Origin of the sequence: Kocuria subflava (assembly GCF_012163155.1) — a bacterium.
GTDB lineage: Bacteria > Actinomycetota > Actinomycetes > Actinomycetales > Micrococcaceae > Kocuria > Kocuria subflava.
Map to the genome: position 1 here is coordinate 77,042 of NZ_JAAVUN010000011.1, position 25,011 is coordinate 102,052.

At 64.3% G+C, this 25,011-nt stretch carries 22 protein-coding genes and 1 riboswitch; of the genes, 2 read left to right on the plus strand and 20 right to left on the minus strand.

Features of this window, described 5'->3' with window-relative positions; translation table 11 throughout:
* Positions 1-121: 121 nt before the first annotated feature.
* The 20 genes from GTW58_RS07230 to GTW58_RS07325 all read right to left on the minus strand — a co-directional run bounded on the left by GTW58_RS07230 (position 122) and on the right by GTW58_RS07325 (position 21,180).
* The gene (locus GTW58_RS07230; protein ID WP_119933284.1) at positions 122-1,090 is read right to left on the minus strand and encodes a bifunctional riboflavin kinase/FAD synthetase; all 969 of its coding nucleotides are present in this window, start codon (positions 1,088-1,090) and stop codon (positions 122-124) included.
* A 120-nt stretch (positions 1,091-1,210) separates the two neighbouring features.
* Positions 1,211-1,795 (minus strand): GNAT family N-acetyltransferase, encoded by a 585-nt coding sequence (locus GTW58_RS07235; protein ID WP_119933285.1) that lies wholly within the window; start codon positions 1,793-1,795, stop codon positions 1,211-1,213.
* A complete protein-coding gene (locus tag GTW58_RS07240) occupies positions 1,792-2,340 on the minus strand; it encodes a hypothetical protein (RefSeq protein WP_342453298.1) in 549 nt (182 codons plus the stop codon). Before GTW58_RS07240 ends, GTW58_RS07235 begins: the two co-directional genes overlap by 4 nt.
* 91 nt (positions 2,341-2,431) lie before the next feature.
* Entirely contained in the window at positions 2,432-2,803 is a 372-nt protein-coding gene (locus tag GTW58_RS07245; RefSeq protein WP_047692602.1) for a hypothetical protein, read from the minus strand.
* Between the two features lie 170 nt (positions 2,804-2,973).
* Positions 2,974-3,897 carry a tRNA pseudouridine(55) synthase TruB gene (gene truB, locus GTW58_RS07250; RefSeq protein WP_119933291.1) on the minus strand — a complete coding sequence of 308 codons (924 nt, stop codon included), beginning with the start codon at positions 3,895-3,897 and terminating at the stop codon, positions 2,974-2,976.
* Positions 3,898-3,986: 89 nt separating this feature from the next.
* The gene (gene rbfA / locus GTW58_RS07255; RefSeq protein ID WP_119933286.1) at positions 3,987-4,526 is read right to left on the minus strand and encodes a 30S ribosome-binding factor RbfA; all 540 of its coding nucleotides are present in this window, start codon (positions 4,524-4,526) and stop codon (positions 3,987-3,989) included.
* 184 nt (positions 4,527-4,710) lie between these two features.
* A complete protein-coding gene (infB, locus tag GTW58_RS07260; protein WP_168023486.1) occupies positions 4,711-7,662 on the minus strand; it encodes a translation initiation factor IF-2 in 2,952 nt (983 codons plus the stop codon).
* 253 nt (positions 7,663-7,915) lie between these two features.
* A complete protein-coding gene (locus GTW58_RS07265; protein WP_119933628.1) occupies positions 7,916-8,203 on the minus strand; it encodes a YlxR family protein in 288 nt (95 codons plus the stop codon).
* A gap of 156 nt (positions 8,204-8,359) precedes the next feature.
* Complete coding sequence (gene nusA, locus GTW58_RS07270; RefSeq protein WP_047691027.1) at positions 8,360-9,328, minus strand: transcription termination factor NusA; 969 nt, start codon at positions 9,326-9,328, stop codon at positions 8,360-8,362.
* 223 nt (positions 9,329-9,551) lie between these two features.
* On the minus strand, positions 9,552-10,073 hold the full coding sequence (locus GTW58_RS07275; RefSeq protein WP_119933629.1) for a ribosome maturation factor RimP: 522 nt from the start codon (positions 10,071-10,073) through the stop codon (positions 9,552-9,554).
* A complete protein-coding gene (locus tag GTW58_RS07280) occupies positions 10,070-11,875 on the minus strand; it encodes a proline--tRNA ligase (protein ID WP_119933636.1) in 1,806 nt (601 codons plus the stop codon). The genes GTW58_RS07275 and GTW58_RS07280 overlap by 4 nt, the downstream gene beginning before the upstream one ends.
* Positions 11,876-12,103: 228 nt before the next feature.
* Complete coding sequence (locus tag GTW58_RS07285) at positions 12,104-12,937, minus strand: hypothetical protein (protein WP_119933630.1); 834 nt, start codon at positions 12,935-12,937, stop codon at positions 12,104-12,106.
* An 86-nt stretch (positions 12,938-13,023) separates the two neighbouring features.
* Positions 13,024-13,902, minus strand: coding sequence for a hypothetical protein (locus tag GTW58_RS07290; protein ID WP_119933631.1), 879 nt, complete (start codon positions 13,900-13,902; stop codon positions 13,024-13,026).
* A gap of 154 nt (positions 13,903-14,056) precedes the next feature.
* The gene (locus GTW58_RS07295) at positions 14,057-14,473 is read right to left on the minus strand and encodes a hypothetical protein (protein WP_157980571.1); all 417 of its coding nucleotides are present in this window, start codon (positions 14,471-14,473) and stop codon (positions 14,057-14,059) included.
* Between the two features lie 217 nt (positions 14,474-14,690).
* Complete coding sequence (locus GTW58_RS07300) at positions 14,691-15,572, minus strand: GNAT family N-acetyltransferase (RefSeq protein ID WP_119933633.1); 882 nt, start codon at positions 15,570-15,572, stop codon at positions 14,691-14,693.
* Positions 15,569-16,732 carry a flavodoxin-dependent (E)-4-hydroxy-3-methylbut-2-enyl-diphosphate synthase gene (ispG, locus tag GTW58_RS07305; RefSeq protein WP_189587264.1) on the minus strand — a complete coding sequence of 388 codons (1,164 nt, stop codon included), beginning with the start codon at positions 16,730-16,732 and terminating at the stop codon, positions 15,569-15,571. The genes GTW58_RS07300 and ispG overlap by 4 nt, the downstream gene beginning before the upstream one ends.
* A 103-nt stretch (positions 16,733-16,835) precedes the next feature.
* On the minus strand, positions 16,836-18,176 hold the full coding sequence (locus GTW58_RS07310; RefSeq protein WP_119933638.1) for a M50 family metallopeptidase: 1,341 nt from the start codon (positions 18,174-18,176) through the stop codon (positions 16,836-16,838).
* Between the two features lie 396 nt (positions 18,177-18,572).
* The gene (locus GTW58_RS07315) at positions 18,573-19,229 is read right to left on the minus strand and encodes a methionine ABC transporter permease (RefSeq protein WP_047690801.1); all 657 of its coding nucleotides are present in this window, start codon (positions 19,227-19,229) and stop codon (positions 18,573-18,575) included.
* Positions 19,226-20,251 carry a methionine ABC transporter ATP-binding protein gene (locus GTW58_RS07320; protein ID WP_370448292.1) on the minus strand — a complete coding sequence of 342 codons (1,026 nt, stop codon included), beginning with the start codon at positions 20,249-20,251 and terminating at the stop codon, positions 19,226-19,228. Before GTW58_RS07320 ends, GTW58_RS07315 begins: the two co-directional genes overlap by 4 nt.
* Positions 20,252-20,304: 53 nt before the next feature.
* Entirely contained in the window at positions 20,305-21,180 is an 876-nt protein-coding gene (locus tag GTW58_RS07325) for a MetQ/NlpA family ABC transporter substrate-binding protein (protein ID WP_119933634.1), read from the minus strand.
* 83 nt (positions 21,181-21,263) lie between these two features.
* Positions 21,264-21,377: riboswitch (SAM riboswitch) on the minus strand.
* A 296-nt stretch (positions 21,378-21,673) separates the two neighbouring features.
* On the opposite strand from GTW58_RS07325, the gene pflB reads away from it, so the two are divergent.
* Positions 21,674-23,953 (plus strand): formate C-acetyltransferase, encoded by a 2,280-nt coding sequence (gene pflB, locus GTW58_RS07330; protein ID WP_119933635.1) that lies wholly within the window; start codon positions 21,674-21,676, stop codon positions 23,951-23,953.
* A 19-nt stretch (positions 23,954-23,972) separates the two neighbouring features.
* On the plus strand, positions 23,973-24,935 hold the full coding sequence (pflA, locus tag GTW58_RS07335; RefSeq protein ID WP_232818117.1) for a pyruvate formate-lyase-activating protein: 963 nt from the start codon (positions 23,973-23,975) through the stop codon (positions 24,933-24,935).
* The last annotated feature ends 76 nt before the right edge of the window (positions 24,936-25,011 follow it).

The following is a 25,011-nucleotide window of genomic DNA, read 5'->3' on the forward strand; positions in this document are numbered from 1 at the left end:
CCCGGGGGCGGCCGCCCCCCCCCCCCCCCCCCCCCCCCCCCCCCCCCCCCCCCCCGGCCGCGGGGCCGCCCGCGCGCCCCCGGCCCCCCCCCCGTCGTAAATGCGAGACCGAGCAGGTGCGTCAGGATGCCTTGAGGATCTGGCGGGTCTGCTCCACGTCCTTGGTCATTTGTTCGATCAGCTTCTCCACGCCCTCATAGGCCACCATGCCGCGCAGCCGCTGAACGAACTCAACCACCACTTCCTGCCCGTAGAGGTCGAAATCCTCCACGCGCTCCACGGGGCGGTCGATCACGTGCGCCTCCACAACGCGGGAAACGCCCTCGAACGTGGGGTTGGATCCCACGGAGACGGCCACGGGCCACCGCCGATCCGTGGCATCGTGCAGCCAGCCGGCGTACACGCCGTCGTCAGGAACGTAGCCGTCCGCCTCTGAGTCCAGGTTGGCTGTGGGGAAACCCAGTTCGCGGCCGCGGGCGGCACCATGGACCACAGTGCCCCGCACTCTGTGCGGCCGGCCCAGCATGGCAGCGGATTCAGCCACCTCACCGCGGGAGAGCAGTTCGCGGATCCAGGTGGAGGAGATTCGACGGTCCGAGTCCTCCCCCACCAACTCGCCCTCAAGATCCTCCACCACCACCACGTCAAAGCCCTGCTGCTCACCCAGGCTGCGCAGCACGTTCACATCCCCGGAATTTTCGTGTCCGAACCGGGTGTCCGCCCCCACCACCACACACTCGGCATGCAGACCGGCGCGCAGGAAGTCGGTCACGAACTGCTCCGGTGACTGCCCCGCAAAATCCAGGTTGTAATGCTGGACCAGCACCGCATCCAGCCCCAGCGCCTCCATGGCATCCAGTTTGTCCCGGGTGCCCATGATCTTCCCGCGGTGGGTCTCAGGCCGGTGCACCTCAGCCGGGTGCGGGTCAAAGGTCAGCACCACCGCCTGGCGCTGCTGCTCACGCGCCATCTCCACCAGCTTTTTCAGGACCTCTTGGTGACCACGGTGAACGCCGTCGAAATTGCCAACGGTCACCACAGACGGCCCAAAGTCCTCAGGGACCTCGGTGAGGGAGTGGTAGCGGTGCACAGTGCTCCTTGTGGGCGGGTTCTGGTGGGACAGCGGGTTTGGTGACGGTCTGTTTGCTGCACTCAGATTAGCGGGTTCACCACTGCCCCGCCGAGTCAGTGACCTGCTGCAGCCCCTACGTCATGACGACGCCGGAACGCGCCATTCGTAGGCCAGCTCCCGGGAGTCGGTGGCCCGGATGGTGGCCAACCAGCAGTCCCGGATCTCCCCGCGCTGTTCCAGGTATCCGGGGATGAACACGGGCTGGCCAAAGCCGAGTTTCCAGGAGAGCTTCACGGAGGCCCAGTTGCCGTCGAAGGCGATCCAGTGAAGGTGCGTGAACCCCAGGGTGGTGAACGCGTAATCCATGAGGAGTCGGCACGCCGCCAGGGCCGCGCCGGTGCCACGTGCGTGCGGCCCAAAGTTCAATCCGATGTCAGCGCTGGTGCCGCGGATCCGGCCGAGCTCCACCGTGCCCAGCAGGTGGCCGTCGGTGTCGTGGACGGCCCAGTTGAAAGCTGTACCCGCACGCCAGGCTTCGGGTGCGTGTTCCAGAAGGTACCAGCGGGCGGCGTCGGCGTCATAAGGATCAGGCACCGTGGTCCAACGCACTGCTGCCGGGTCCTGGCAGTTGACGACCAGCTGCTCCACGTCCGACTCGGACATCTGGGTCAGGGTGACCACCCCGTCCGTGAGGGTGGGTGGCTGCTGCGGCAGGTCTGTCATGCGTGCTCCTTGACGGTGCGGCGGTTGGCGGCCGGGCGGGTCTTCCACAACCACCACAGGCCGATGAACGGCAGTACCAGCGGCACAAAACCGTAGCCCTGGCCAAAATGGGACCACACGGTGTCATCCGCAAACAGGTCCGGGGCCACGTAGGTCCAGGTTCCGATTCCGATGACCCCCACCAGTTCGATCAACACCGCCACCGTGGCCACCCGGTGCCAGAGGGCACCCGTGCGAGTCAGTGCCACCGCCGCCAGGACGTAGACCACGGCCGCAAACAGGGACAGTAGGTAGGCCAGCGGAGCGACGTCGAACTGCGTACCAATCTGGTAGGCAGCACGCACCCCGGCGGAGAGGGCAAAGATCCCGTAAATCACGATGATCACGCGGCCGAAACCCGAGTTCTTGGCGTCATGCGGACGCGTCTGCTGCTCCTTGGGACCAAAGCGGCGCTGCAGGACTCCCCCGCGGGCAGCTGGATCCTGTCCTGGATCCGCCTTGGCAGCGCGGGCACTGGGAGTGGAAGTGGTGGGGTCGTGACTCACGTCAGGATTCTCCGGTCAGGGTTGGCGGGTGGGAGTTCTGCGCAGTTTGAGCCGCCTTCAGCTTCTGATGACGGCTCAAAGTGCGCAGAACTCATTGGTAGTACCAGATGAAGTTCATGCGGTAGACCATCACGATGATGGTGGGTCCGGTGGCGGCCAGCACCCAATTGGACCAACTGGAGCGCTCCACCAGTGACCAGATGAAGGTGCCAGCCGGGATGATCAACGCTGTGAGCAGGTAGCCCCAGTACTCCAGGACACTGCCGGCGGCCTCCGGCCCCACGAACAACATCACGATGGAGCCCAGCCCGTAGACCAACAGGAACACTTCCTGTAGCAACACGGAGCCTTGGGTGAGATCGCTGGGGGCACGACCACGCAGCGCCTGAAAAACACACACCAGGAAAGACAGCGTGCCCAGCAGCACGGAGGCCCAGAACCATCCGTCATATCCCCACAGCATCAACGCGCTCCTTCACGTTCCTCAACTCTTGTGACCCCCGGCAGCATGGCAGCCCCTGGACCAATCGATGGAGCCACCTGAACTCATCATGGCCCGCGCAGCACCAGTCATTGCTCGCGCAGCACCAGTCATTGCTCGCGCAGCACCAGTCATTGCTCGCGCAGCACCAATCATTGCCCGCGCAGAACCAGTACGGGTTTGGCGGTGCGCTCACCGGGGTTTCCGCGGTCCTCCAGCAGAGCTACCACGCCGCCGTCGGGTGCGAATGCCGCAGTCAATTCTGCCGAACCCGTGGCTGCAATGCGTTTGCCGTGGCCCAGGTCCGTGGTTTCCTGCGAGGTCAGCTCACGCGACGGGAACATGGCACGGGCAGCTGTGTCCGGGGAGGTGACGGGCACGGTGGCGCCGCCGGCAATAATCTGTTTCAACTCGTCCAGATCGGCTGCGTGGGTGAGATCCAATGACCCCACCCGGGTGCGCCGCAACACCGTCAGATGACCGTGAACTCCCAGTGCATCCCCCAGATCACGAGCCAGGGCACGCACGTAGGTTCCGGAGGAAACATCCACCGTGACGGACAGATCCACCACATGGGTGCCGTCTGCCAGATCCAGCGGAGTCATGGAGTGGACGTCAAACCGGGAGACCGTCACGGTTCGGGCCGCCAACTGGACGTTCTCCCCCGCTCGGACCCTGGCGTAAGACCGCTTGCCGTCCACCTTGATGGCAGATACCGCCGATGGCACCTGCTGGATCTCTCCCAACAGCCCACCTACGGCCTGCATGATCTGCTCCTCAGTGAGCGCATCCACCGATTCCGGTGCAGCGACGGCGGTCACCTCACCTTCGGCGTCCTCCGTCACCGTGCCTTGCCCCAAGCGGATCACGGCCTCATAGGTCTTGTCCGCACCCACCAGGTAGGTCAGCAATTTGGTGCCACGGCCCACGCCCACCACCAGCACACCGGTGGCCATGGGGTCCAAGGTCCCGGCGTGACCCACTTTTTTGATGCCGCACAACCGGCGCAGGCGGCCCACCACGTCATGGCTGGTCCAGCCCTGCGGCTTGTCCACCACCACCAGGCCTTCTGGCACCGGCAGGGACGGATCGGGACGCGGAACATCCTCCCGCGGCTGCCGCTGAGCGGAACCACGGGAGGATGTTGGGTCCTTGGACAGGCGTGTCACCGCTCGGATTCCCCTGCGGTGCCTTGTGCATCCGCGTCCGCGGACTCGGGAACATCCACATCAGATGCACCGAGTGCGTCGTCGTCGGCCTCAGAATCGGCGGCTGAGTCCTCCTCTGCCTCTGAGGTGCGGTACGGGTTCTCGCCGGAGGCGTACTGGGCGCCAGCAGCCGCGGCTGCCACCTGGGCATCCTTCTCCTTGGCCCGGCGCAGCACGTCCTCCAGGTGGGAGGCGGCCTCCGGAATCTCGTCCGCCACGAACTCCAGGGTGGGCGTCAGGCGAGCGGTGATGTTCTTGCCCACCTCCGAACGCAGGATGCCCTTGGCGGACTCCAACGCACGGGCAGAATCGGCCTTCTCCTCAGCCGTTCCGTACACGGTGTAGTAGACGGTGGCGTGCTGAAGATCATTGGTCACCCGGGCATCCGTGACCGTCACAAACCCCAGGCGGGGATCCTTGATGCGCCGTTCCAGTGCCTGGGCAACAATCACCTTGATGCGATCAGCCATCCGCGTGGCGCGCTGTGCGTCAACCATGGTCTCTCCTTCATGAAAAGTTCTTGTGCTGCCTCACCCACCAGGGGTGAGGCAGCTTCACTGTTCTTCACGCCGTGCGGCGCAAGAAACCTCTACGGGTGGCAACGGCCCGTACCCGTCCGGTCAAGGACTTTCGGTACGGGCCGTCGCATTCACGCATCACACGTGACGGGAACGCAGGCGATCACGCGCGGGGCTTCTCCTGAAGCTCCCAGGTCTCAATGATGTCGCCTTCCTTGATGTCGTTGAAGGAACCGAGCCCAATACCGCACTCGTATCCGTCGCGGACCTCAACGGCGTCATCCTTGAACCGACGCAGCGATTCGATCTTGAGCTTCTCCTGCACCACGTTTCCGTCGCGCACCAGGCGAGCGTTGGCGTTGCGCTTGATGAGCCCCTCGGTGACGTAGGAACCAGCAATGTTGCCCCACTTGGAGGAACGGAATACCTCGCGGACCTCTGCCTTGCCGAGTTCGACTTCCTCGTACTCCGGCTTGAGCATGCCCTTGAGCGCTGCCTCGACGTCGTCCAACGCGTTGTAGATGACCGAGTAGAACTTCATCTCCACGCCTTCTCGGTCTGCCAGTTCGGCAACACGCTCGGCGGGGCGAACGTTGAAGCCGATGATGATGGCGTTGTCCACGGTGGCCAGGTTGACGTCGTTCTGGGTGATGGCACCCACGCCGCGGTGAATCACGCGCAGCTGCACGTCGTCAGAGGCAACCTCGATCTTCATCAGCGAGTCTTCCAGGGCCTCCACGGCACCGGAGACGTCACCCTTGATGATCAAGTTCAGGGTGTCGATCTTGCCCTCGGCCACAGCGGCGTCGAAGGACTCCAGGGTCACGCGCTTGCGGCGCTTGGCCAGCAGGGCGTTGCGGTCAGCGGCCTGACGCTTCTCGGCGATCTGACGAGCGGTGCGCTCCTCAGTGGTCACCAGGAAGGTGTCACCGGCACGCGGCACGGAGTTCAGACCCAGCACCTGCACCGGACGGGAAGGCGTTGCTTCCTCCACGTTGTGGCCGTCCTCATCGAACATGGCACGCACGCGACCGTGCGAGCCACCCACCACCATGGAATCGCCCACACGCAGGGTGCCGGACTGCACCAGGACGGTGCACACGGCACCGCGGCCACGGTCCAGGTTGGCCTCAATGGCCACACCGCGGGCTTCCTTGTTGGGGTTGGCCTGCAGTTCCAGCGTGCCGTCCGCGGTCAGGACAACGGCTTCCAGCAGCCCCTGGATGTTCTGCCCGGCACGGGCGGAGACGTCCACGAACATGGTGTCGCCACCGTATTCCTCGGGGATCAGACCGTATTCGGTGAGCTGGCCACGGATCTTCTCCGGGTTCGCCTCCGGCTTGTCCACCTTGTTCACTGCGACGACGATCGGCACGTTGGCAGCCTGGGCGTGGTTCAACGCCTCAACGGTCTGCGGCATGACGCCGTCATCCGCAGCAACCACCAGCAGGGCGATGTCCGTGACCTGGGCACCACGGGCACGCATGGCGGTGAACGCCTCGTGACCCGGGGTGTCGATGAAGGTCAGCTTGCGCTCCTGGTCCTCGACCTCTGTGGAGATCTGGTAAGCACCGATGTGCTGGGTGATGCCGCCGGCTTCGCCCTCGATCACACGGGTGTTGCGGATGGCATCCAGCAGACGGGTCTTACCGTGGTCCACGTGACCCATCACGGTCACAACGGCAGGCCGGGGCTCCAGCACTTCGTCATCCTCGGCAGCGGTTTCAGCGGCCAAGTCGATGTCGAAGGACTCGAACAGCTCGCGCTCCTCGTCCTCCGGGGAGACGATGTTGATGACGTAGCCGAGCTCAGCACCCAGCAACTCAAAGGTCTCCTCGTCCAGGGACTGGGTCTGAGTTGCCATCTCGCCCAGGTGGATCAGCACCTGGACCAGTGCGGCCGGGTTGGCCTCAATCTTCTCCGCAAAGTCCATCAGGGACGCACCGCGACGCAGACGCACCACGGTTGAACCGTCACCGTGCGGAACAGAGACGCCACCGATCTTGGGGGCATTCATCTGCTCCAGTTCCTGGCGCTTTGCCCGACGCGACTTGCGTCCCTTGCGGGACGGACCACCACGGCCGAAGGCACCCTGGGTGGCACCGCGGCCACCACGGCCGGGTCCACCACCGGGACGGAATCCGCCGCCGCCACCGGCACCCGGGGCACCGCCGCCGCCACCGCGGCGCGGACCACCCTGGCCACCTGCTGCTCCACCACGACCTGCCGGACGTGCACCCACGGGGGCAACGTTGGAGGTGTGGCCGGGCATCATGTTCGGGCTGGGGCGGGGACCGGACGGACGGGGTCCGCGAGGCGCCTGCCCCGGACGCGGTGCTGCCGGCCGGGGACCGCCCTGGCTGCCACCCTGACCCTGCGGGGGACGCGGGCCGGCCGGACGGGGGCCGCCTTGGCCGCCGCCCTGACCACGCGGGCCGGGACGGGACATGCCCTGCTGGGAAGCGAACGGGTTGTTGCCCGGACGCGGACCACCGGGACGGGGTCCGCCCTGGCCGCCACCCTGACCACGCGGGCCGGGACGGGACATGCCCTGCTGGGAAGCGAACGGGTTGTTGCCCGGACGCGGGCCGGATCCACCGGGCTTGGGGCCGGGGGTGGCACCGCTTGCGGGCTTGGCAGCCGGCTTGGCCGACTCAGCCTGAGGCTGCTCGGCCTGGGACTGCTCCGCCGGCGACTGCTGAGCCTGAGGGGCGCTCTCCTGTGCAGCCGGTGCCTGCGCGGCCTCCGGTGCTGCAGGTTTGCTCGGGGTCTCGGCAGATGCAGCCTGAGGCTTGGCGCCGGGCTTTGGTGCCGGCTTTGCACCGGGCTTGGGGCCTGCCTGCGGCTTGGCTGCCGGTGCTGCCTGCGCGCCGGGCTTGGCGGCGTCGTTCTTGGGTGCGGACTTGGCAGCAGGCTTGGCCGCTGCTTCCTTGGTTTCGGTGCCCGCTGCGGGGGCGCTGGTGCCCACCGCGTCCTTGAGCTTCTTGGCCACCGGGGGCTCCACGGTGGACGATGCACCGCGGACGAATTCGCCCAGATTCTGAAGCTTGGCGATCGCCTCTTTGGAGGTCATGCCAAGCTCTTTGGCCAGCTCGTGTACTCGTTGCTTAGCCACTTTTCTCCTGTCCCGGTCCGCATCCGTGACAGGAGGCGGACCGACTACTTGCCGTGGGGGTTTCCCGGCGCATGGGTGCGCACGGGAACACCGTGTTCAGAGCACTGCAAAGCACTCATCGTTCGGCACTCATCGGGTTTCCATCAGTTTCTGACTCGCTTTCCATGGCAGTCCGCCCCGGAAGTTCAACTGTCCGCCACGTTGACGGCTCAGCCGGTTTGGACGCGGCCACCTGACGGTGACCGTGGTCGGCTCACTTGTGCGCGGCACCCAACGGTTGGGTTGCCTGCTTGATCTGCTGCACGGCCTCACCGGCTTCAACCTGAGCCTTGAAGGCCCTGTTGAATGCGCGGCGTCGTTCGGCTTTCTCCGCACACTGCTGTGTGGGGTGCAACCATGCCCCGCGGCCGCCCAGGGATCGCTTGTGATCAATCACGACGACGATCCCGGCCGCCTCAGCCTGCACGGTCAAGCGCACAAGGTGGTCGGGGTATCCAACGGCTCGGCATCCGATGCAGGTGCGCTGCATGAGGTGTCCCATGTGCTGAACGCGCTCCTGAAGGGGAAGATTCCCTGACACAACTGCATCAAGGCGTGAACCATCGACTTTTCGACCGCAGACCAGTCTAGCGCCATGTCCGTCCACCGGCGCTAATTTGAGGCCTTCGCCACGCGAGCCCGGGGCCCGCGCAGGGTCTCAGGCGCGGGACTCGGCCACGATGTCGATCTTCCAGCCGGTCAGTTTGGCGGCCAGGCGGGCGTTCTGGCCCTCCTTGCCGATGGCCAGGGACAGTTTGTTGTCCGGAACGACGGCGCGTGCCGCCTTGGCACGCTCATCCAGGACCTCAACACTGACGGTCTTGGCCGGGGAGAGAGCGTTGCTGATGAACACGGAGGGGTCATTTGACCAGTCGACGATGTCGAGGTTCTCCCCGCCGAGCTCGTTCATGACCGCACGCACGCGGGTTCCCATCTCACCGATGCACGAGCCCTTGGCGTTGACACCGGAGGTGTTGGCCGCAACGGCGATCTTGGTGCGGTGCCCGGCTTCACGGGCAATGGCCATGATCTCCACGTCGCCGTCGGAGATCTCCGGGACCTCGAACTCGAACAGGCGGCGCACCAGCTCCGGGTGGGACCGGGACAAGGTGATGGACGGACCCTTGGGGCCGCGGCGGGCTTCCACGATGTAGGCGCGGATGCGGCTGCCGTGCGGGTACTTCTCCCCCGGCACCTGCTCATGCGGGGGCAGCAAGGCCTCGACCGTGCCCAGGTCCACCTGCACCATGTTCGGATTGCGGCCCTGCTGGATCTGCCCGGAGACCACTTCACCTTCACGGCCCTTGAAGTGACCCAGGACGTTGTCGTCCTCCACGTCCCGCAGACGCTGCAGAATCACCTGACGTGCAGTGGAGGCGGCAATGCGGCCGAAGCCGGACGGAGTGTCGTCGAACTCCCCGATCTTGTTGCCTTCCTCGTCCAGTTCAGGGGCCCAGATGGTCACGTGACCGGACTTGGTGTCAATCTCCGCGCGGGCGTCCTTGATGGCCCCGGCTGAACGCAGGTAGGCCAGCACCAGAGCCTGCTCAATGGTTGGGACCAGCAGATCCACCGGGATTTCGCGCTCACGTTCGAGCATCCGCAGGGCACTCATGTCGATGTCCATATCGAGCCTTCCTGGTCCTGGTCCACTGTGGTCAACAGCGTCCCGTGATGGACAACAGCGCACCGCCCGTAACGGGTGGAACGCTGTTGATCGTCAATTACATGGTGGTTGTGGGCCCGGCAGCACGCCGTTGTTCACGGCGTGGGGAACCAAGCCTCACATCCTGATTCAGCCTTCAATCCTACACCTCGGCACGGTTCACTCACCCGGTGCCGTGTGCGGTTCAGTCCTGGACGTCCACCTTGGCCCGGCGGATCTGGGAGAGCTGCCAGGTTTCGGGTTCCAGCAGCTTGACCGGCATGCCCTTTTTGACCTGTTCACTGCGCTGCAGAGTCACCGCTGAGTCGTCGTCGCCCGCCGGTTCCACGGAGAGCAGCTGAGCCACGAATTTGCCACCGGTGCTGGTGTCCAAGGGTGTGACGGCCACGTGACGACCCACTGAGCGTTTCCAGTGGCGTAGCTGCTTCAGTTCCCGGGCGGCCCCCGGAGAGGAGACCTCCAGCTCATAGGCAGGTCCGTCCACCGGATCATGCTGGTCCAGTGCATCGGAGATGGCGTGGGAGACCCGGGCGATGTCATCCATGTCCACGCCTTCGGTGGTGTCCTCGGGCAGGTCCACCAAGACCTGGACCACGCGGGTCTCACCGGCCCCGCGGATCTCGATCTCCTCCAAGTACAAACCGGAGTCCTGAACCACAGGGGTCAGCAGGTCACGCAACGTGGCGGTCAGTTCCTGATTGCTCATGCCTCAGCTCCGATGGCGGTCGCAACGGCGTGCCCCACGCCCTCACGGGCGATCTCCTGAGCTTGGCCGGTGGCACGGTCCTTGAGTTCCAGAACACCGTCTGCCAGTCCACGGCCGACCACCAACATGGTGGGCACGCCCAGCAGTTCAAAATCGCCAAAGCGCACGCCGGGGGAAACCTTGGGACGGTCGTCAAAGAGCACGGAGAGTCCCTGGGCTTCCAGTTCCTCCACGATCTTTTCCGCCTCGGCCATGAACTCAGGTCCCTTGCCTGTGGCCACCACGTGCACGTCGGCGGGAGCGACGGCGCGCGGCCAGATCAGGCCCTTGTCGTCGTGGTTGGCCTCCGCCAGGGCGGCCACGGCGCGGGTGACCCCGAACCCGTAGGAGCCCATGGTCACCACAACCTGTTTGCCGTTCTGATCCAGAACCTTCAGACCCAGCACATCGGCATACTTGCGCCCCAGGGCGAAAACGTGGCCCATCTCGATCCCGCGAGCAGCTTCCAGCGGACCGGAACCATCCGGCGCAGGGTCACCGGGCAGCACCTGGGCGCACTCGATGGCAGCATCCCAGGTGAAGTCACGGCCTGCCACCAGGTCATACACGTGCTGTCCGGCCACGTTGGCACCGGTCACCCAGCGGGTGCCCTCCACCACGCGGGGATCCACAAAGTACGGAAGTCCCGTGGCGGACTTCTCCCCCAGCAACGGTTCGTTCAAGGTCAGGCCCGGGCCCAGGTAGCCCTTGACGATCAAAGGCTGAGTTTTCAGGTCCTCGTCACCGGCCTGCTCGACGTCGATCTCACCGGCGATCTCCAGAACGTCCCCCAGGCTGACCTCCAAGCGTTTGAGGTCCACGTTGCGGTCCCCGGGCAGGCCGATGGCCACCAGCTGGGTTTCACCATCCGGACGGGTCACCTTGACCACCACGTTCTTCAAGGTGTCCGCCGCTGTCCACGGCCGGTCCTCACGCGGGTGCAGACTCTGGGACTGCTCCACCAACGTGTCAATGGTGGGCGAATCAGGGGTGTCCAACACCACGGCGTCCGGTGCATCGTCGTAGGGAACGGAATCCGGCACCACAGTGGTCACGGCCTCAACGTTGGCGGCATAACCACCCGGGGAGCGCACAAAGGTGTCTTCACCAATGGCCGTGGGGAACAAGAATTCCTCCGACTGGGAACCACCCATGGCACCCGAGTCGGCAGAAACCGCAACCACTTCCAGGCCCAGACGCTTGAAGATGCGCACATAGGCCTCACGGTGCAGGCGGTAGGACTCGGCCAGGCCGGCATCGTCCACGTCAAAAGAATAGGAGTCCTTCATGATGAACTCGCGCGAGCGGATCAGGCCTGCGCGCGGGCGGGCTTCATCCCGGTACTTGGTCTGCACCTGGTAAAGAATCGCGGGCAGGTCCTTGTAGGAGGAGTACAGGTCCTTGACCAGCAGGGTGAAAACTTCCTCGTGCGTGGGGGCCAGCAGGTGGTCCGCTTCCTTGCGGTCCTTCAGCCGGAACAAGTTGTCCCCGTACTCTTCCCAACGGCCGGTCGCCTCATACGGCTCACGCGGCAGCAAAGCCGGGAACAGCACCTCCTGGCCGCCGATCCCGTTCATCTCCTCACGTACGATCGCCTCGATCTTGCGCAGCACAATCATGCCCAACGGCAACCAGGTGAAACCACCGGGGGCCGCACGGCGGATGTAGCTGCCGCGCACCAGGAGACGGTGGCTGGCCACCTCAGCGTCTACGGGGTCCTCGCGCAGGGTTCGCAGGAACAAGGTGGACAGTCGCAGTGCCAAGGAGAGCTCCGTTTCAGGATTCTTGAAATTCTGGGCCTCGGTCAGCGCGCTGCCGAGCGGATCCGCACCCACCACAACGACGACGGGCCGGACCCGGGCCATCTTATCGCCCGCGAGTCCGACCCGTCGTTTCCTGTGCTGCTGTGCCGATGAGGCTCTGCTGATCAGGGATCAGCCTGTGCCCCGCCGCTCAGGCTGTGCCCCGCCGCTCAGGCTGTGCCCCGCCGCTCAGGCGTCTTGGAGCAGTTCAGCCACCTCACTCAACATGGCCTCGTAGTCTGCCCGCTGACCGTCGTACTCACTCGTAGAAATCGCGGTGACCACAGAGTTGCCGTACACCATGCGCCCGGTGTGCACATCCATGCTGCCGCCTGCGCCCGTGGCGGTGAACGTGGTGGTGATGGCGGTTTCAGCGTCCTCCACGGAGATTTCCTCATCCGTGAGCTCAATGTCCATGGCGGCGCCGTCCAGCGCCATGGTGGCCTGCTCACAGTCCTGAGTGCTGTCACGGAAGCCCTGGAGCTCAGTTTCCGCCTCATCCACGGAGTCATAGGTGTGCACCGTGATGATCACGGAACCGTCCTGATCAGCAGCCACCACCGATTCATCCACGTTGGACTGCATCACACCACCCATGAAAGACCCCTGGACCGGGTCCGAGCACTGGGCCGGGTCCACAGTGACCACACCCATGGCTTCCTGCAGCAGAGCAGGAATGTCGTAACCGGAGGCTTCCATGATGGAGGCGGTGGCGGCATTGACCTGAACCCCGTCAACGGTCTGGCCGTTCATCGCACCCATCACTCGGCTGTTGGTCAAGTCCGTGGGTGCCCCGGATGCGGAAGTACTGGTTTCTGTTGCCGTGGGTGACGGGCTGGAGGTTTCCGTCTCCGTGGGCTCCGGAGACTGGGTGGCCTCTTCCGTCTGCGTGGTGGTGGTCTCGGGAGTTGCGGTGTCGTCTGCCGAATCGTCGTCGCCGACAAACAGGCCGCAGCCGGAGAGTGCCAGCAAGGCTGCTGCGGAGGTGGCCGTGACGAGAGCAAAGCGTCGTTGAGTTGCCATGGTGTGGTGCTCCTTGATCTGAGGTGAACAACAGTCGTTGCCTGGCGGACACAGGGGTCCACCAGGCAACGATCAGTGGGAAGGGGTCAGGACTCGGTGGGGCTGGCCGTGGGGCTGGCGGTGTCGCCCGGGCTGGCAGATTCAGTGGGTTCAACGGGACCGTCCACGAATGCCTGAGCCAAATCACTCATGGAGCTCTGCAGCTCATCCTCGCTGGCGGGGCTGGCAGTGGGTGAGCTGCTGCCTCCCCCAACCACGGCAGCTCCGGTGCCGGGAACCACCATGACCACCATGTTGCCCACGCTCATGGCTGAGGTGCTGAAGGTGTTCTCACCCTCTGCGTCGGGGCTGGCAGTCGAGTCCTCATTGGTGCCGGTACCGGAGAACACCAAGGTCTCCCCGGCCCCCTCGACCTCGGGACTGGACGTGGAGGAGTTCACCGTGGTCCCGTCCCCCATGGAGGAGAGCGTGAATTCCTGGCAGTCGTCCAGGCTGGACTTCAGGTCCTTGACGGCCTGGTCAGCGGCATCCCGGGAATCCATGACTCGGACGGAGATCGTCTCGTCGTTCGGGCCCGTTCCACCCACCATGTCATTCGTGTGCTCCGTGACGCCCTCGCCGTTCAGGGCGCCGGCGGTGACAGCGGTGATCACCGGGTCCTTGCACTCAGCGGGGTCGCTGTCGATCAGTTCCATCATGGCGGCCATCATGGATGAAGCATCCTGAGCCCCGGAGTCCTGCATGCCTTCACGGAGGGAGACGACGTCGCTGACCTCCTCCCCGTCAACCGTGGCGGAAGCCAGCGTGGACTCAGCGGTGTCCACGGTGTAGTCATCTGGGGCCACCACAGGTGTGGGGCTGGGTGATTCCTCACCTCCGTTGCCGCCTCCACCATTGCCACAGGCGGTCAGGGCCAGCACACACACAGCGCCCGTTGCCAACAAGAACTTCGACTTCTCAGCCATGTTTCTCCCCTTGATCGGCCGGCTCCACCTGCAGTGGCACAGGGCGGAGTTCATCCGGCGTTGGTGTGGATCACACTAATGCTTTGCAGATGCGAATTCCAGTCCTCACGGCGGGTTCTGTGTCAGAGTCCGTCGTATGACATGACATGACGGGTCATGAGGAAACCCTGGACTGGCCGGTTGGATTCGGGGACGGTCCGTCCATCAGGCCCGCGGCAACCTCATCGAGCGCACCTGTGATGACAGAGTTCTCCTCCTGCCCCTGGGTGGACCCGCCACTGGGCGATTCCACAGTCCACCCTTCAAGGTCGTTGATCAGAACCACCACGTTGCCCACGCTCATGCCGCTGCCCACGATCGTCACTTCCCCGTCATCCGCTTGGGCGCTCATCACGAACACGGCGCCTGCACCATCAATCTCCGGCGTGAGGGAAGTGATGGTCATCTCCAACTGGGCACCGATGTCATCGGATATGGTGAATTCCGGGCAATCCACGTACGTCTGCGCCATGGATCGGATCTTCTTCTCCGCAGCGTCCGGCGATTCAAAGGCTCGTGCAGCAAGAGTCAAGCCGGAATCCGTTTCCCCTGTCACGATGTCATCCAGAAGCTCTGGTGAGTCGACCGCTTGACCGACCAACCCGTCAGTGGTCAATGGGCCCGGAGCATTGACGTATCGGAGCTCCCCAGGCGCGAATTGCCTGATCAGCCTAACCTTGGAGCAGCAGCGGTGTCCTGTTCATTCACGACGACGCAGACGCCCTCCAGACTTGTGACAACACATGACGTCAGAACAAAACCGTGGCAAATGAACTCACCTGCCGGAATCCGGCACGGTGGTAGGTCTTCAGGGCAGGCAGGTTGTACGAGTTCACGTAGAGGCTCACGGTGGGCCACCTGTGGCGAACGTCCTCCACCACGGAGGTCATGAAGGACGCGGCCAATCCCTGCCCTCGGTACTCCGGTGCCACCCACACGCCCTGGATCTGACAGATTTGGCCGGCCGCAGCGCCGATGTCCGCCTTGAACACCACCTTGTTCTCCCGCATGACCACGTATGTTCTGGCCTTGGTGACCAGATGGGCCACGCGCAGTACGTAACTTGACTCCTTGCTGGTGTCCGGGGCGTAGCCCACTTCCTCCGTGAACATGGCCGCACTGGCCGGAAGAACCTTGGCAAAATCGGAACGGCGCGCCAGCCGGACCTCCGGATGGGGCTGACTCAGGCTCTGCTCACTGGCAACCAGGAAGGGTTGGTCTTCACGCACCGCAAACGGATCAGACCATCGGTGCTTGACCGACTCCCACAAACCCAGAACTTCACGTTGCGGGCCGAAGAAGGATGCCCGTGGCGAGCGTGCGGTCAGCAGATGATCGGCCACCAGCTTGACGCCGTCGTCGTCCAGGGCAACGGGGACCACGTTGCTGCCCACCCAGCAGGCCCCAGTCAGTTCCATGGGCTGCGAGCGCCGCCCCGGCAGGCCCAGACCGCGCCGGGTGACGCCCACCACTGGTGCCGTCTGAGGTGTGGGGGCCGCCCGGAAGTTGCCCACATTCTCGGCAACAAAGGCTGAGGTCACCTGGTGGGTGGCCATCAACTGGTCCAGCGCCCCGGACGGGACGGCGTGCGGTGGAACCAGTCTGGAACCGGTCCCGGAGAAGAACTTCATCCGGCCACGGTGACGGAGGGTGCACCCGTTTCCTCGGCACCTTCAGCGTCCATCTCCTCCGCAATGCGGTTGGCTTCTGCAATCAGGGTTTCCACGATCTGGTCCTCGGCAACCGTACGAATGACCTCGCCCTTGACAAAGATCTGGCCCTTGCCGTTGCCGGAGGCCACACCCAGGTCGGCTTCGCGAGCCTCACCCGGTCCGTTGACCACACAACCCATGACTGCCACGCGCAGGGGCACGGTCAGGTCCTTCAGCCCCTCCGTGACGTCATCGGCCAGCTTGTAGACGTCCACCTGGGCGCGGCCGCAGGAGGGGCAGGAGACGATTTCCAGCTTCTTGGGGCGCAGACCCAAGGACTGCAGGATCTGGCTGCCCACCTTGACCTCCTCCACCGGAGGTGCGGAGAGGGACACCCGGATGGTGTCGCCGATGCCCTGGGAGAGCAGAGCGCCGAAGGCGGTGGCGGACTTGATGGTGCCTTGAAAAGCAGGACCTGCCTCCGTGACACCCAAGTGCAGCGGCCAGTCCCCTTCAGCAGCCAGAAGCTGGTAGGCGCGAACCATGGTGACGGGGTCGTTGTGCTTGACGGAGATCTTGAAGTCGTGGAAGTCGTGCTCCTCGAACAAGGAGGCCTCCCATTTGGCCGACTCCATCAGTGCCTCAGGAGTGGCCTTGCCGTACTTCTCCATCAAGCGGCGGTCCAGCGAGCCCGCGTTGACACCGATGCGGATGGAGACCCCGGCGTCTTTGGCGGCCTTGGCGATGTCGCCCACCTGGTCATCGAACTTGCGGATGTTGCCGGGGTTCACGCGGACACCGGCGCATCCGGCGTCGATGGCTGCAAAGACGTACTTGGGCTGGAAGTGGATGTCTGCGATCACCGGGATGGGGGACTTCATGGCGATGATGGGTAGGGCATCGGCGTCGTCCTGGGACGGGCAGGCCACCCGGACAATGTCGCAACCGGCAGCGTTGAGCTCCGCGATCTGCTGCAGTGTGGAGTTGATGTCCGTGGTGGGCGTGGTGGTCATGGACTGCACGCTCACCGGCGAATCGGAGCCCACCCCCACGGAGCCCACGCGGATCTGCCGGGTGCGCCGACGAGGCGAGAGGACGGGCTGAGGTGCTGCGGGCATGCCCAGGCTGACCGGACTCACAAATGCTCCTGACACGTAGGTGTTGTGTTCTTGGGCAACAGTGCGCGGTTGCGCCGCTGCCGATCCTCCATTGTGCCCCAGGTGGAGCACACCGGGTGCCTGCTCAGAACAATCTGACCGGTTCGATGATGTCCGCCAGCACCAGGACCACGGTCATAACCAGGAAACATCCCACCACCACATACGTGAGCGGAAGTAGCTTCAGGGGGTCAAACGGACCGGGATCCTTGCGGCCGGTGAGCTTGGCGAAGCTACGGCGCAGTTTCTCCCACAGCGCACCGGCCACATGCCCTCCGTCCAGAGGCAGCAGCGGTAGCAGATTGAAGGCGAACAAGGCCATGTTCACGGATCCGATCAACCCCACCAGGGTGGCTGACTTCTCCCTGAGGTTCAGCTGGTCCGTGGTGGCCACTTCACCGGAGATCCTGCCCACACCCACCACGGACATGGGCCCGTTGGGATCGCGCGGGGCATCAGTCACGGTGGAGACCGCGGTGTTCCACACGTTCACCGGCAATCGCCACAGCACGCCTGCCACATTGCTCAAGGCATCCCACACCGCACCGGGAACTTCCGTGACGGGCTGGGGCACCAAGTCAAAACGTGGGCTCACACCAATGAAGCCAACTTCCTGCAAGACGTACTGGCCGCCCTCCACCACCGCATCCCCGTTGTCATCCATCACAGGGCGTTCGGTGAGCAGAGGGGTGATGGTTGTGGTGGTTTCCTGGCCGTCACGCTCATAGACCAGCGGAACTTCCCGGTTGCCCTGCTCCCGGATGATGGTGGTCAGCTCCTCCCAGGAACCCACCTCCTGACCGTTGATGGACACCACCCGGTCCCCCGGCTCCAGTCCGGCGGCATGGGCAGGGGCCTCCGTGTCGGCCTCCGTGCATCGGGTCCGCGTTTGTTGTGCCTGTTCTGCGTCCGCCTCCACCTGGATCACGCACTCATTGACCGTGGAAATCTGCGTGGTGGGCGCTTCCCGACCGAATCCCATGATCAGCACGGCTATGCACACCACCGCGATCACCAGGTTCATGAACGGCCCGCCCAACATGATGATCAGACGCTTGTACACGGGCAACTTGTAGAATGCCCGGTCCTCGTCCCCCGGCTGGGAGTGCAGGTCCTCCTGGCTGCGGGTCTCCGTCACGGCCTGCTGGAACAACCCGGTGGAATCCACGCTGGGCGCCTCGCCCTTGGCCGGAGGGTACATCCCCACCATGGCCACGTATCCCCCCAGAGGGACGGCCTTGAGCCCGTACTCGGTCTCGCCGCGTCGTCGGGAAAAAATGGTGCGACCGAACCCCACCATGTACTGCCGCACCCGCACCTTGAACAGCTTGGCGGGGACCAGGTGCCCCACCTCATGCAGGGCGATGGAGAGCACAAAGGCCACGGCGGCGATCAGCACACCAACCACGTAGAGCAGAACAGTCACGGCGGACATGCAACCACACTCCCCCGGCAGTTACCCACAGTCCACCCGTGGATTCCCAGGGCCGGGTACGGTTTCGCCACCGTCAAGTACGCATTCCGCCAGCTTCCCGGCCACATTCTGGTCATTCCCGTACTCAGCCGTGGTTTTTGCGTACCCGTCTCTTCACAACGACGACGCCACCCGCCATCCGTCGTCGTCGCACCTGCGGTCAGGTGGGGTCGAGAGAATTGAGCGCCTTCCTTGGACTGCTTCGCTTGACGTCCTGCGGAAGGCGCTCAATTCTCTGGCCTGGCGTTGCACGGGGGCCGGGCACGACAAAGCCCCTCCGCAGCGGACCTCAAGCGAAGCAGTCCAAGGAGGGGCTTTGTCGCGCCCGGTTCAGCCAGGTGGATGGCGTCAGCGGCGCATGATCTTGCGGGCCATGGAGTTGCCCACGAACTGCACCAGCTGAACCAGCACGATGATCACGGCCACGGCGGCCCAGGTGACCTCGTCGTTGAACCGCTGGTAACCCAGGCGCAGCGCAAAGTCACCCAAACCACCGGCGCCGATGGCACCGGCCATGGCGGACATGTCCGTAACACCGATGACCAGGAAGGTGTAGCCCAACACCAGGGGCCCAAGGGCCTCCGGCAGGATCACCGTGGTGATGATCTTGGGGCGGGAGACCCCCATGGAACGGGCAGCCTCCACCACACCGGGATCCACGGACATCAAGTTCTGTTCCACAATGCGAGCCACCGCGAACACGGCGGCGATGGACATGGTGAAGATCGCCGCATTCTGCCCCAGGCGGGTGCCGATCACGGAGTCCGTCAGCGGCCCCAGAGCCGCCAGCAGAATGATGAACGGGATGGGGCGAACAAAGTTCACCACCAAGTTGATCGCGGTGTTGACCACGCGACTGGCGTAGAGGTTTCCGGGCCTGGTGACGTAGAGCGCCACGCCAAAGAACAAGCCAACCAGACCCGCGATGATCATGGTCACGGAGACCATGTAGAGGGTTTCGCCGATGGCGGTCAGCAGTTGGGGGCCCATGGTGGACCAGTTCATGCCGACACCTCCTTCACCGTGGTCAGTTCACCCAAGGCGGCAATGGTCTCCTCCACGGCCTGCGGTTCACCGGCCAGATCCAAAGTCAGGGACCCAAAGGACTGCTTCTGCAGCACAGAGACCCCACCGAACACGATCCGGAAGTTCACTCCGCGGGCGGCAGCTGAGGACAGAACGGAACCCACGTCCACGCCGTCGCGAACATCCACCACCACCAAACAGCCCCGACTGTGCTGGCTCAGGTGAGCCAACTCCTCCGCGTTGGGGGCGTCATGGCTGACGGTGCCCACAAAACGCCGGGCGGTTTCGGTCTGCGGGGCGGAGAAGATGCGGGCCGTGGGGCCCTCCTCAATCACTCGCCCGCTGTCCATCACGGCCACACGGTCCGCGATGGAGCGAACCACGTCCATCTCATGGGTGATCAGCACCACCGTGATGCCGAACTCCCGGTTGGCCCGGCGCAACAAGCCGAGCACTTCCTGCGTGGTGTCCGGGTCCAGCGCGGACGTGGATTCATCCGCCAGCAGGATCTTGGGCTGAGCAGCCAGCGCACGGGCAATGCCCACACGCTGCTTCTGCCCACCGGAAAGCTGTTCCGGGTAATTCCCGGCACGTTCCGTGAGACCCACGAACTGCAGCAGTTCCTCCACCCGCGCCTTGCGCTTGGCCTTGTCCCACCCGGCACGGATCAACGGGTACTCCACGTTGCCGGCCACGGTGCGGGAAGTGAACAGATTGAACTGCTGGAAGATCATGCCGATGTCCCGGCGCACCGGAGCCAACTGGTCCTCGGTCCGGCCATCCACCTGATGCCCGTCCACCTGGATCTTGCCGCTGGTGGCAGGCTCCAAGCCGTTGATCATGCGCACCAAGGTGGACTTGCCGGCACCGGAGTAACCGATCACACCGTAAATCTCACCGCGGCGAATGTTCAGAGAAACATCCTCCACAGCGGTCACTTCTCGCCGGCCCTTGCCCTTGCCGGTCACAAACGTCTTGGTGGCGTTCTCGAAACGAACGATCACCTCAGCGTCTTCACCAGGCCTGGACAAGGGGCTGTCCGTTACCGTCGAGGTCACTTCTTGAGGTCTTCCTGGTAGTCAGCCAGGATCTGGTCCATGTCCTCGCGGGAGAGGTCCAGGGACACGGCGGTGTCGCGGGACTCCTCGGCCTCCGCCTCCAGCACGGAGTCCGTGTGGAACAGCTCGGCAACCTTGTTCAAGGTTTCGTCGTCGGCGTTGGCCTCGGTGGTGGTGAACAGGTTGACGTAGGGGTAGGAGCTCTCCTCGCCCACGCCGTCCTCGGCCAGTGCGTCCTGGGGGTTCAGGTCGGCGCGCTCCAGGAAGTCGTTGTTGACCACGGAGGCCGCCACAGAATCCAGGGAGAGCACAGTCTGCTCAGCGGACACAGGTGTGACCCGAACCTTGGAGTTCTCCGTGTCCACGTCCGACTCGGTGGGTGCGGTGGTTTCTGAGGTGAACTGCACCAGATCGTTGGCTTCCAGAAGCAGCAGGGCGCGCGTCTGGTTGATGGAGTCATTGGGGATCGCGATTTCATCGCCATCCTGGATCTGGTCCAGGGAATCGTACTGGTTGGAGTAGATGCCCATGGGGTAGATCGAGGTGGAAACAATCGGCACCACGTCCTCGCCGGAGTTGTTCCGGTAGTCCGCCAGGTAGGCGATGTGCTGGAAGCGTGCCATGTCGATGTCACCGTTGACGGTTGCGGGGTTCACCTGGCTGTAATCGCCGAACTCGCGCAGCTCCACGGTGATCCCCTCTTCAGCGGCAGCGTCCACGATGGCCTGGTCCACGGGAGATGAACCGATCACGCCCAGGGTGATGACCTCGTCGTCGTAGGGGCCTTCAGCGGATTCGGAACCACCGCAGGCGGCCAGGGTGAGGCCCAGGACGGTGGTGACTGCCAGTACGGAAACTCGGTAAGCGCGCATGGGAGGGTGTGCCTTTCATTCGTGATGCGTGGGTCTGGTACCCGAGCACACACGATGAATCACCCCGTGAGGTGCGGAGTTTGATTCCGTGCTTGCCGCAGGTCCGTTGACCGGAGCCGGATGTGCATCTGGGGCACCCCACCACGTGAGAGGGTTGCCGCCCGGCCAGCCAGAGCTTTCCACCGGGACTCGTCATCCAATGTCCACGATGTTAGCACCCGGCGTTCTCACGGGAACGGGGCGGTGGCCTTTTTCTGTTGGCGTGCGCGCAATCTCACAAAACCCTCGATCAACCTCGTGTGTTCACCATGCGAACACACGAAACGCACACGAACACACAGGTTCACCAAGAAACCAACTGCAACTGGCCGACCCGACCTGCCCGGGGTCCGTAGCGTTTTCAATGAAGGTGAGGGCACGTCCGCATCTGGCCATGCCCCCAAATCAAACGTCCGGGACGGCACAACGCCCCGGCCACGTCAGGAGGAGCACCATGACTGCCCAAACCACTGACCGCCTGATCAACGACGATCAATTCGACCCGCAAACCAACCCCTGGCGCGGTTTCGACGGTGGTCCGTGGCAGGACGGAGTGGATCTGCGCGACTTCATCCAGCGCAACTACACCCCCTACGACGGCGACTCCTCCTTCCTGGAGAACGCCACGGCCCGGACCACCGGCATCTGGGAGCAGCTGCTGGCCATGTTCCCGGCCGAACGGGACAAGGGCGTCTACAACGTCGACGCAACCACCCCGTCCACCATCACCTCCCACAAGCCCGGTTACATCAATGCCGAGCAGGAAATCATTGTGGGTTTGCAGACCGATGCCCCGCTGAAACGTGCCATCATGCCCAACGGCGGGTGGCGCATGGTCAAGAACTCCCTGGAAACCTACGGCTACCCGGTGGATCCGGACCTGGACAAGGTCTTCACCACCTACCGCAAGACCCACAACGACGGCGTCTTTGACGTCTACTCCCCCAATGTCCGTGCGGCACGCTCCTCCCACGTGGTCACGGGTCTGCCGGATGCCTACGGTCGCGGTCGCATCATCGGTGACTACCGCCGCGTTGCCCTCTACGGTGTGGACGCCCTGGTGGAGGCCAAGAAGCGCGAGCGCGCCGAGCTGGATCTTTACGCCGCTGACGAGAAGATCATTCGCGAGCGCGAGGAGAACTCGGAGCAGATCCGCGCGCTCCGTGAGTTGCAGGCCATGGCGGAGGCTTACGGTTTTGACATTTCCCGCCCGGCTGCCAATGCCACCGAGGCCGTGCAGTGGCTCTACTTTGCCTACCTGGGAGCTGGGAAGGAACAGAACGGTGCGGCCATGTCCTTCGGTCGCAACACCGCCTTCCTTGATGTCTACTTTGCCCGAGACCTTGCCGAGGGCACCTTGGCCGAGTCGGAAGTCCAGGAGATCGTGGATGACCTGGTGATCAAGCTGCGGATCGTGCGTTTCCTGCGCACCCCGGAGTACGACCAGCTCTTCTCCGGGGACCCCACCTGGGTCACTGAGTCCATTGGCGGCATGGGGGCCGACGGCCGGACCCTGGTTACCAAGACCTCCTTCCGAGTCCTGCAGACCCTCTACAACCTGGGCCCGGCCCCGGAGCCGAACCTGACGGTGTTCTGGTCGGCGGATCTGCCGGAGGGCTTCAAGCGCTTCTGCGCCCAGGTCTCCATTGACACCTCCGCCATCCAGTTCGAGTCCGATGAATTGATCCGCGGTGCCTGCGGGGATGACGCCGCCATTGCCTGCTGCGTGTCCCCCATGACGGTGGGCAAGCAGATGCAGTTCTTCGGCGCCCGCGTGAACGTGGCCAAGTCCCTGCTGTACGCCATCAACGGTGGCCGGGACGAGATCTCCGGCAAGCAGATCGCCCCGGAGTACCCGGCCGCGGCCGGTGAGGTCCTGGAGTTCGAGGACGTCTGGAACAAGTTCCTGGTGCTGCTGGACTGGTTGGCCGCCACTTACGTGGAGGCGCTGAACTGCATCCACTACATGCACGACAAGTACGCCTACGAGCGCCTGGAGATGGCCCTGCACGACCGCAACGTGCTGCGCACCATGGCCTGCGGCATCGCCGGGTTGTCCGTGACCACGGACTCCCTGGCCGCCATCAAGTACGCCACGGTCCGCCCGGTGCGCGACGAATCAGGCCTGGTCACCGACTACACCGTGGAGGGCGAGTTCCCCACCTACGGCAACGACGACGACCGCGCGGATGACATTGCGGTCAAGATCGTGCACGAGTTCATGGAACGCGTCCGCCGTCACCCCACCTACCGGGATGCCGTCCACACGCAGTCGGTGCTGACCATCACCTCTAACGTGGTCTACGGCAAGGCGACGGGCAACACCCCCGACGGCCGCCGTACCGGCGAGCCGTTCGCCCCGGGTGCCAACCCGTCCAACGGGCGTGACACCCACGGCATGTTGGCTTCCGCGTTGTCCGTGGCCAAGCTGCCGTTCGATGAAGCCATGGACGGGATCTCTCTGACAAACACCGTGGTTCCCTCCGGTCTGGGGCGCACCAAGGACGAGCAGGTGACCAACTTGGTGGGTCTGTTGGATGCCCAGAACGTCTCCGACGGGTACCACATGAACGTCAACGTGTTGAACCGGGAGACCCTGGAAGATGCCATGGCCCACCCGGAGAACTATCCGCAACTGACGGTTCGGGTCTCCGGTTACGCCGTGAACTTTGTGCGCCTGACGCGTGAGCAGCAGATGGATGTTCTCTCCCGGACGTTCCACGACCGCGTCTGAGATCGGCTGCACTGACCACATGCCAGGTACGCGAACCACGCACCCCCGGTTCACGCCGTCGGAGGGTTCGGTGGCGGCCATGCGCGCCACCGAACCCGTCCGCGCGGCCTCTGTGACCGAGCTTCCTCAGCCCCTACTCCGCGGAACGGCTGACGGCCTCCCGGAGACACTGGGTGACCTTCACCGGGAGCTGCTCCCACTCGACGACGACGGCCGGCCCCTGCACCATCAGAAAGTGCAGGCGCTGCACGCAGGTCTGATGGGCTCCATCCATTCCTGGGAGCTGGTCACGGCAGTGGATGGGCCCGGCACCCGCATGACGCTGTTCCTCTCCGGATGCCCCTTGCAGTGCCAGTACTGCCACAACCCGGACACCATGCAGTTGAAGAACGGCACGCTGCAATCGGTGGAGGAAGTCCTGAAGCGGGTCATGCGCTACCGCAAGATCTTTCAGGCCACGGGTGGTGGACTCACCATTTCCGGTGGTGAACCGCTGTTCCAGCACAAGTTCGTCCGGCGCATCCTGCGGGGTGCCAAGGAGATGGGTGTGCACACGGCCATCGACACCTCCGGCTTCCTGGGCCGGGTGGCCGATGACGAGCTGCTGGCCGACGTCGATCTGGTCCTGCTGGACGTGAAGTCCGGAGACGAGGCCACCTACCGGGAAACCACCGGCCGAGCCTTGGCCCCCACCTTGGCCTTCGGTGACCGTCTGGCGGAGATGGGCAAACCTGTTTGGATCAGGTTTGTGCTGGTCCCGGGACTCACGGATGCGCCGGAGAACGTCCAGGCGGTGGCCGAGATCGTGGCCCGTTGGGGTTCGGTGCAGCGTGTTGAGGTCTTGCCGTTCCACAACATGGGTGAGGACAAGTGGAACACGCTGGGGCTGAACTACTCCCTGAAAGGTGTGCAGCCGCCGTCGTTGGAATCCACGGAAGCCGCACGAGAGACCTTCCGGGCCAAGGGCCTCACGGTCTACTAGCCCCTCGTTACCTTTTTCATGACGCCGGTGTCCGGGAGGATGAAGGCGTAGGTAACCAGCCGGCCCCGGCATGATG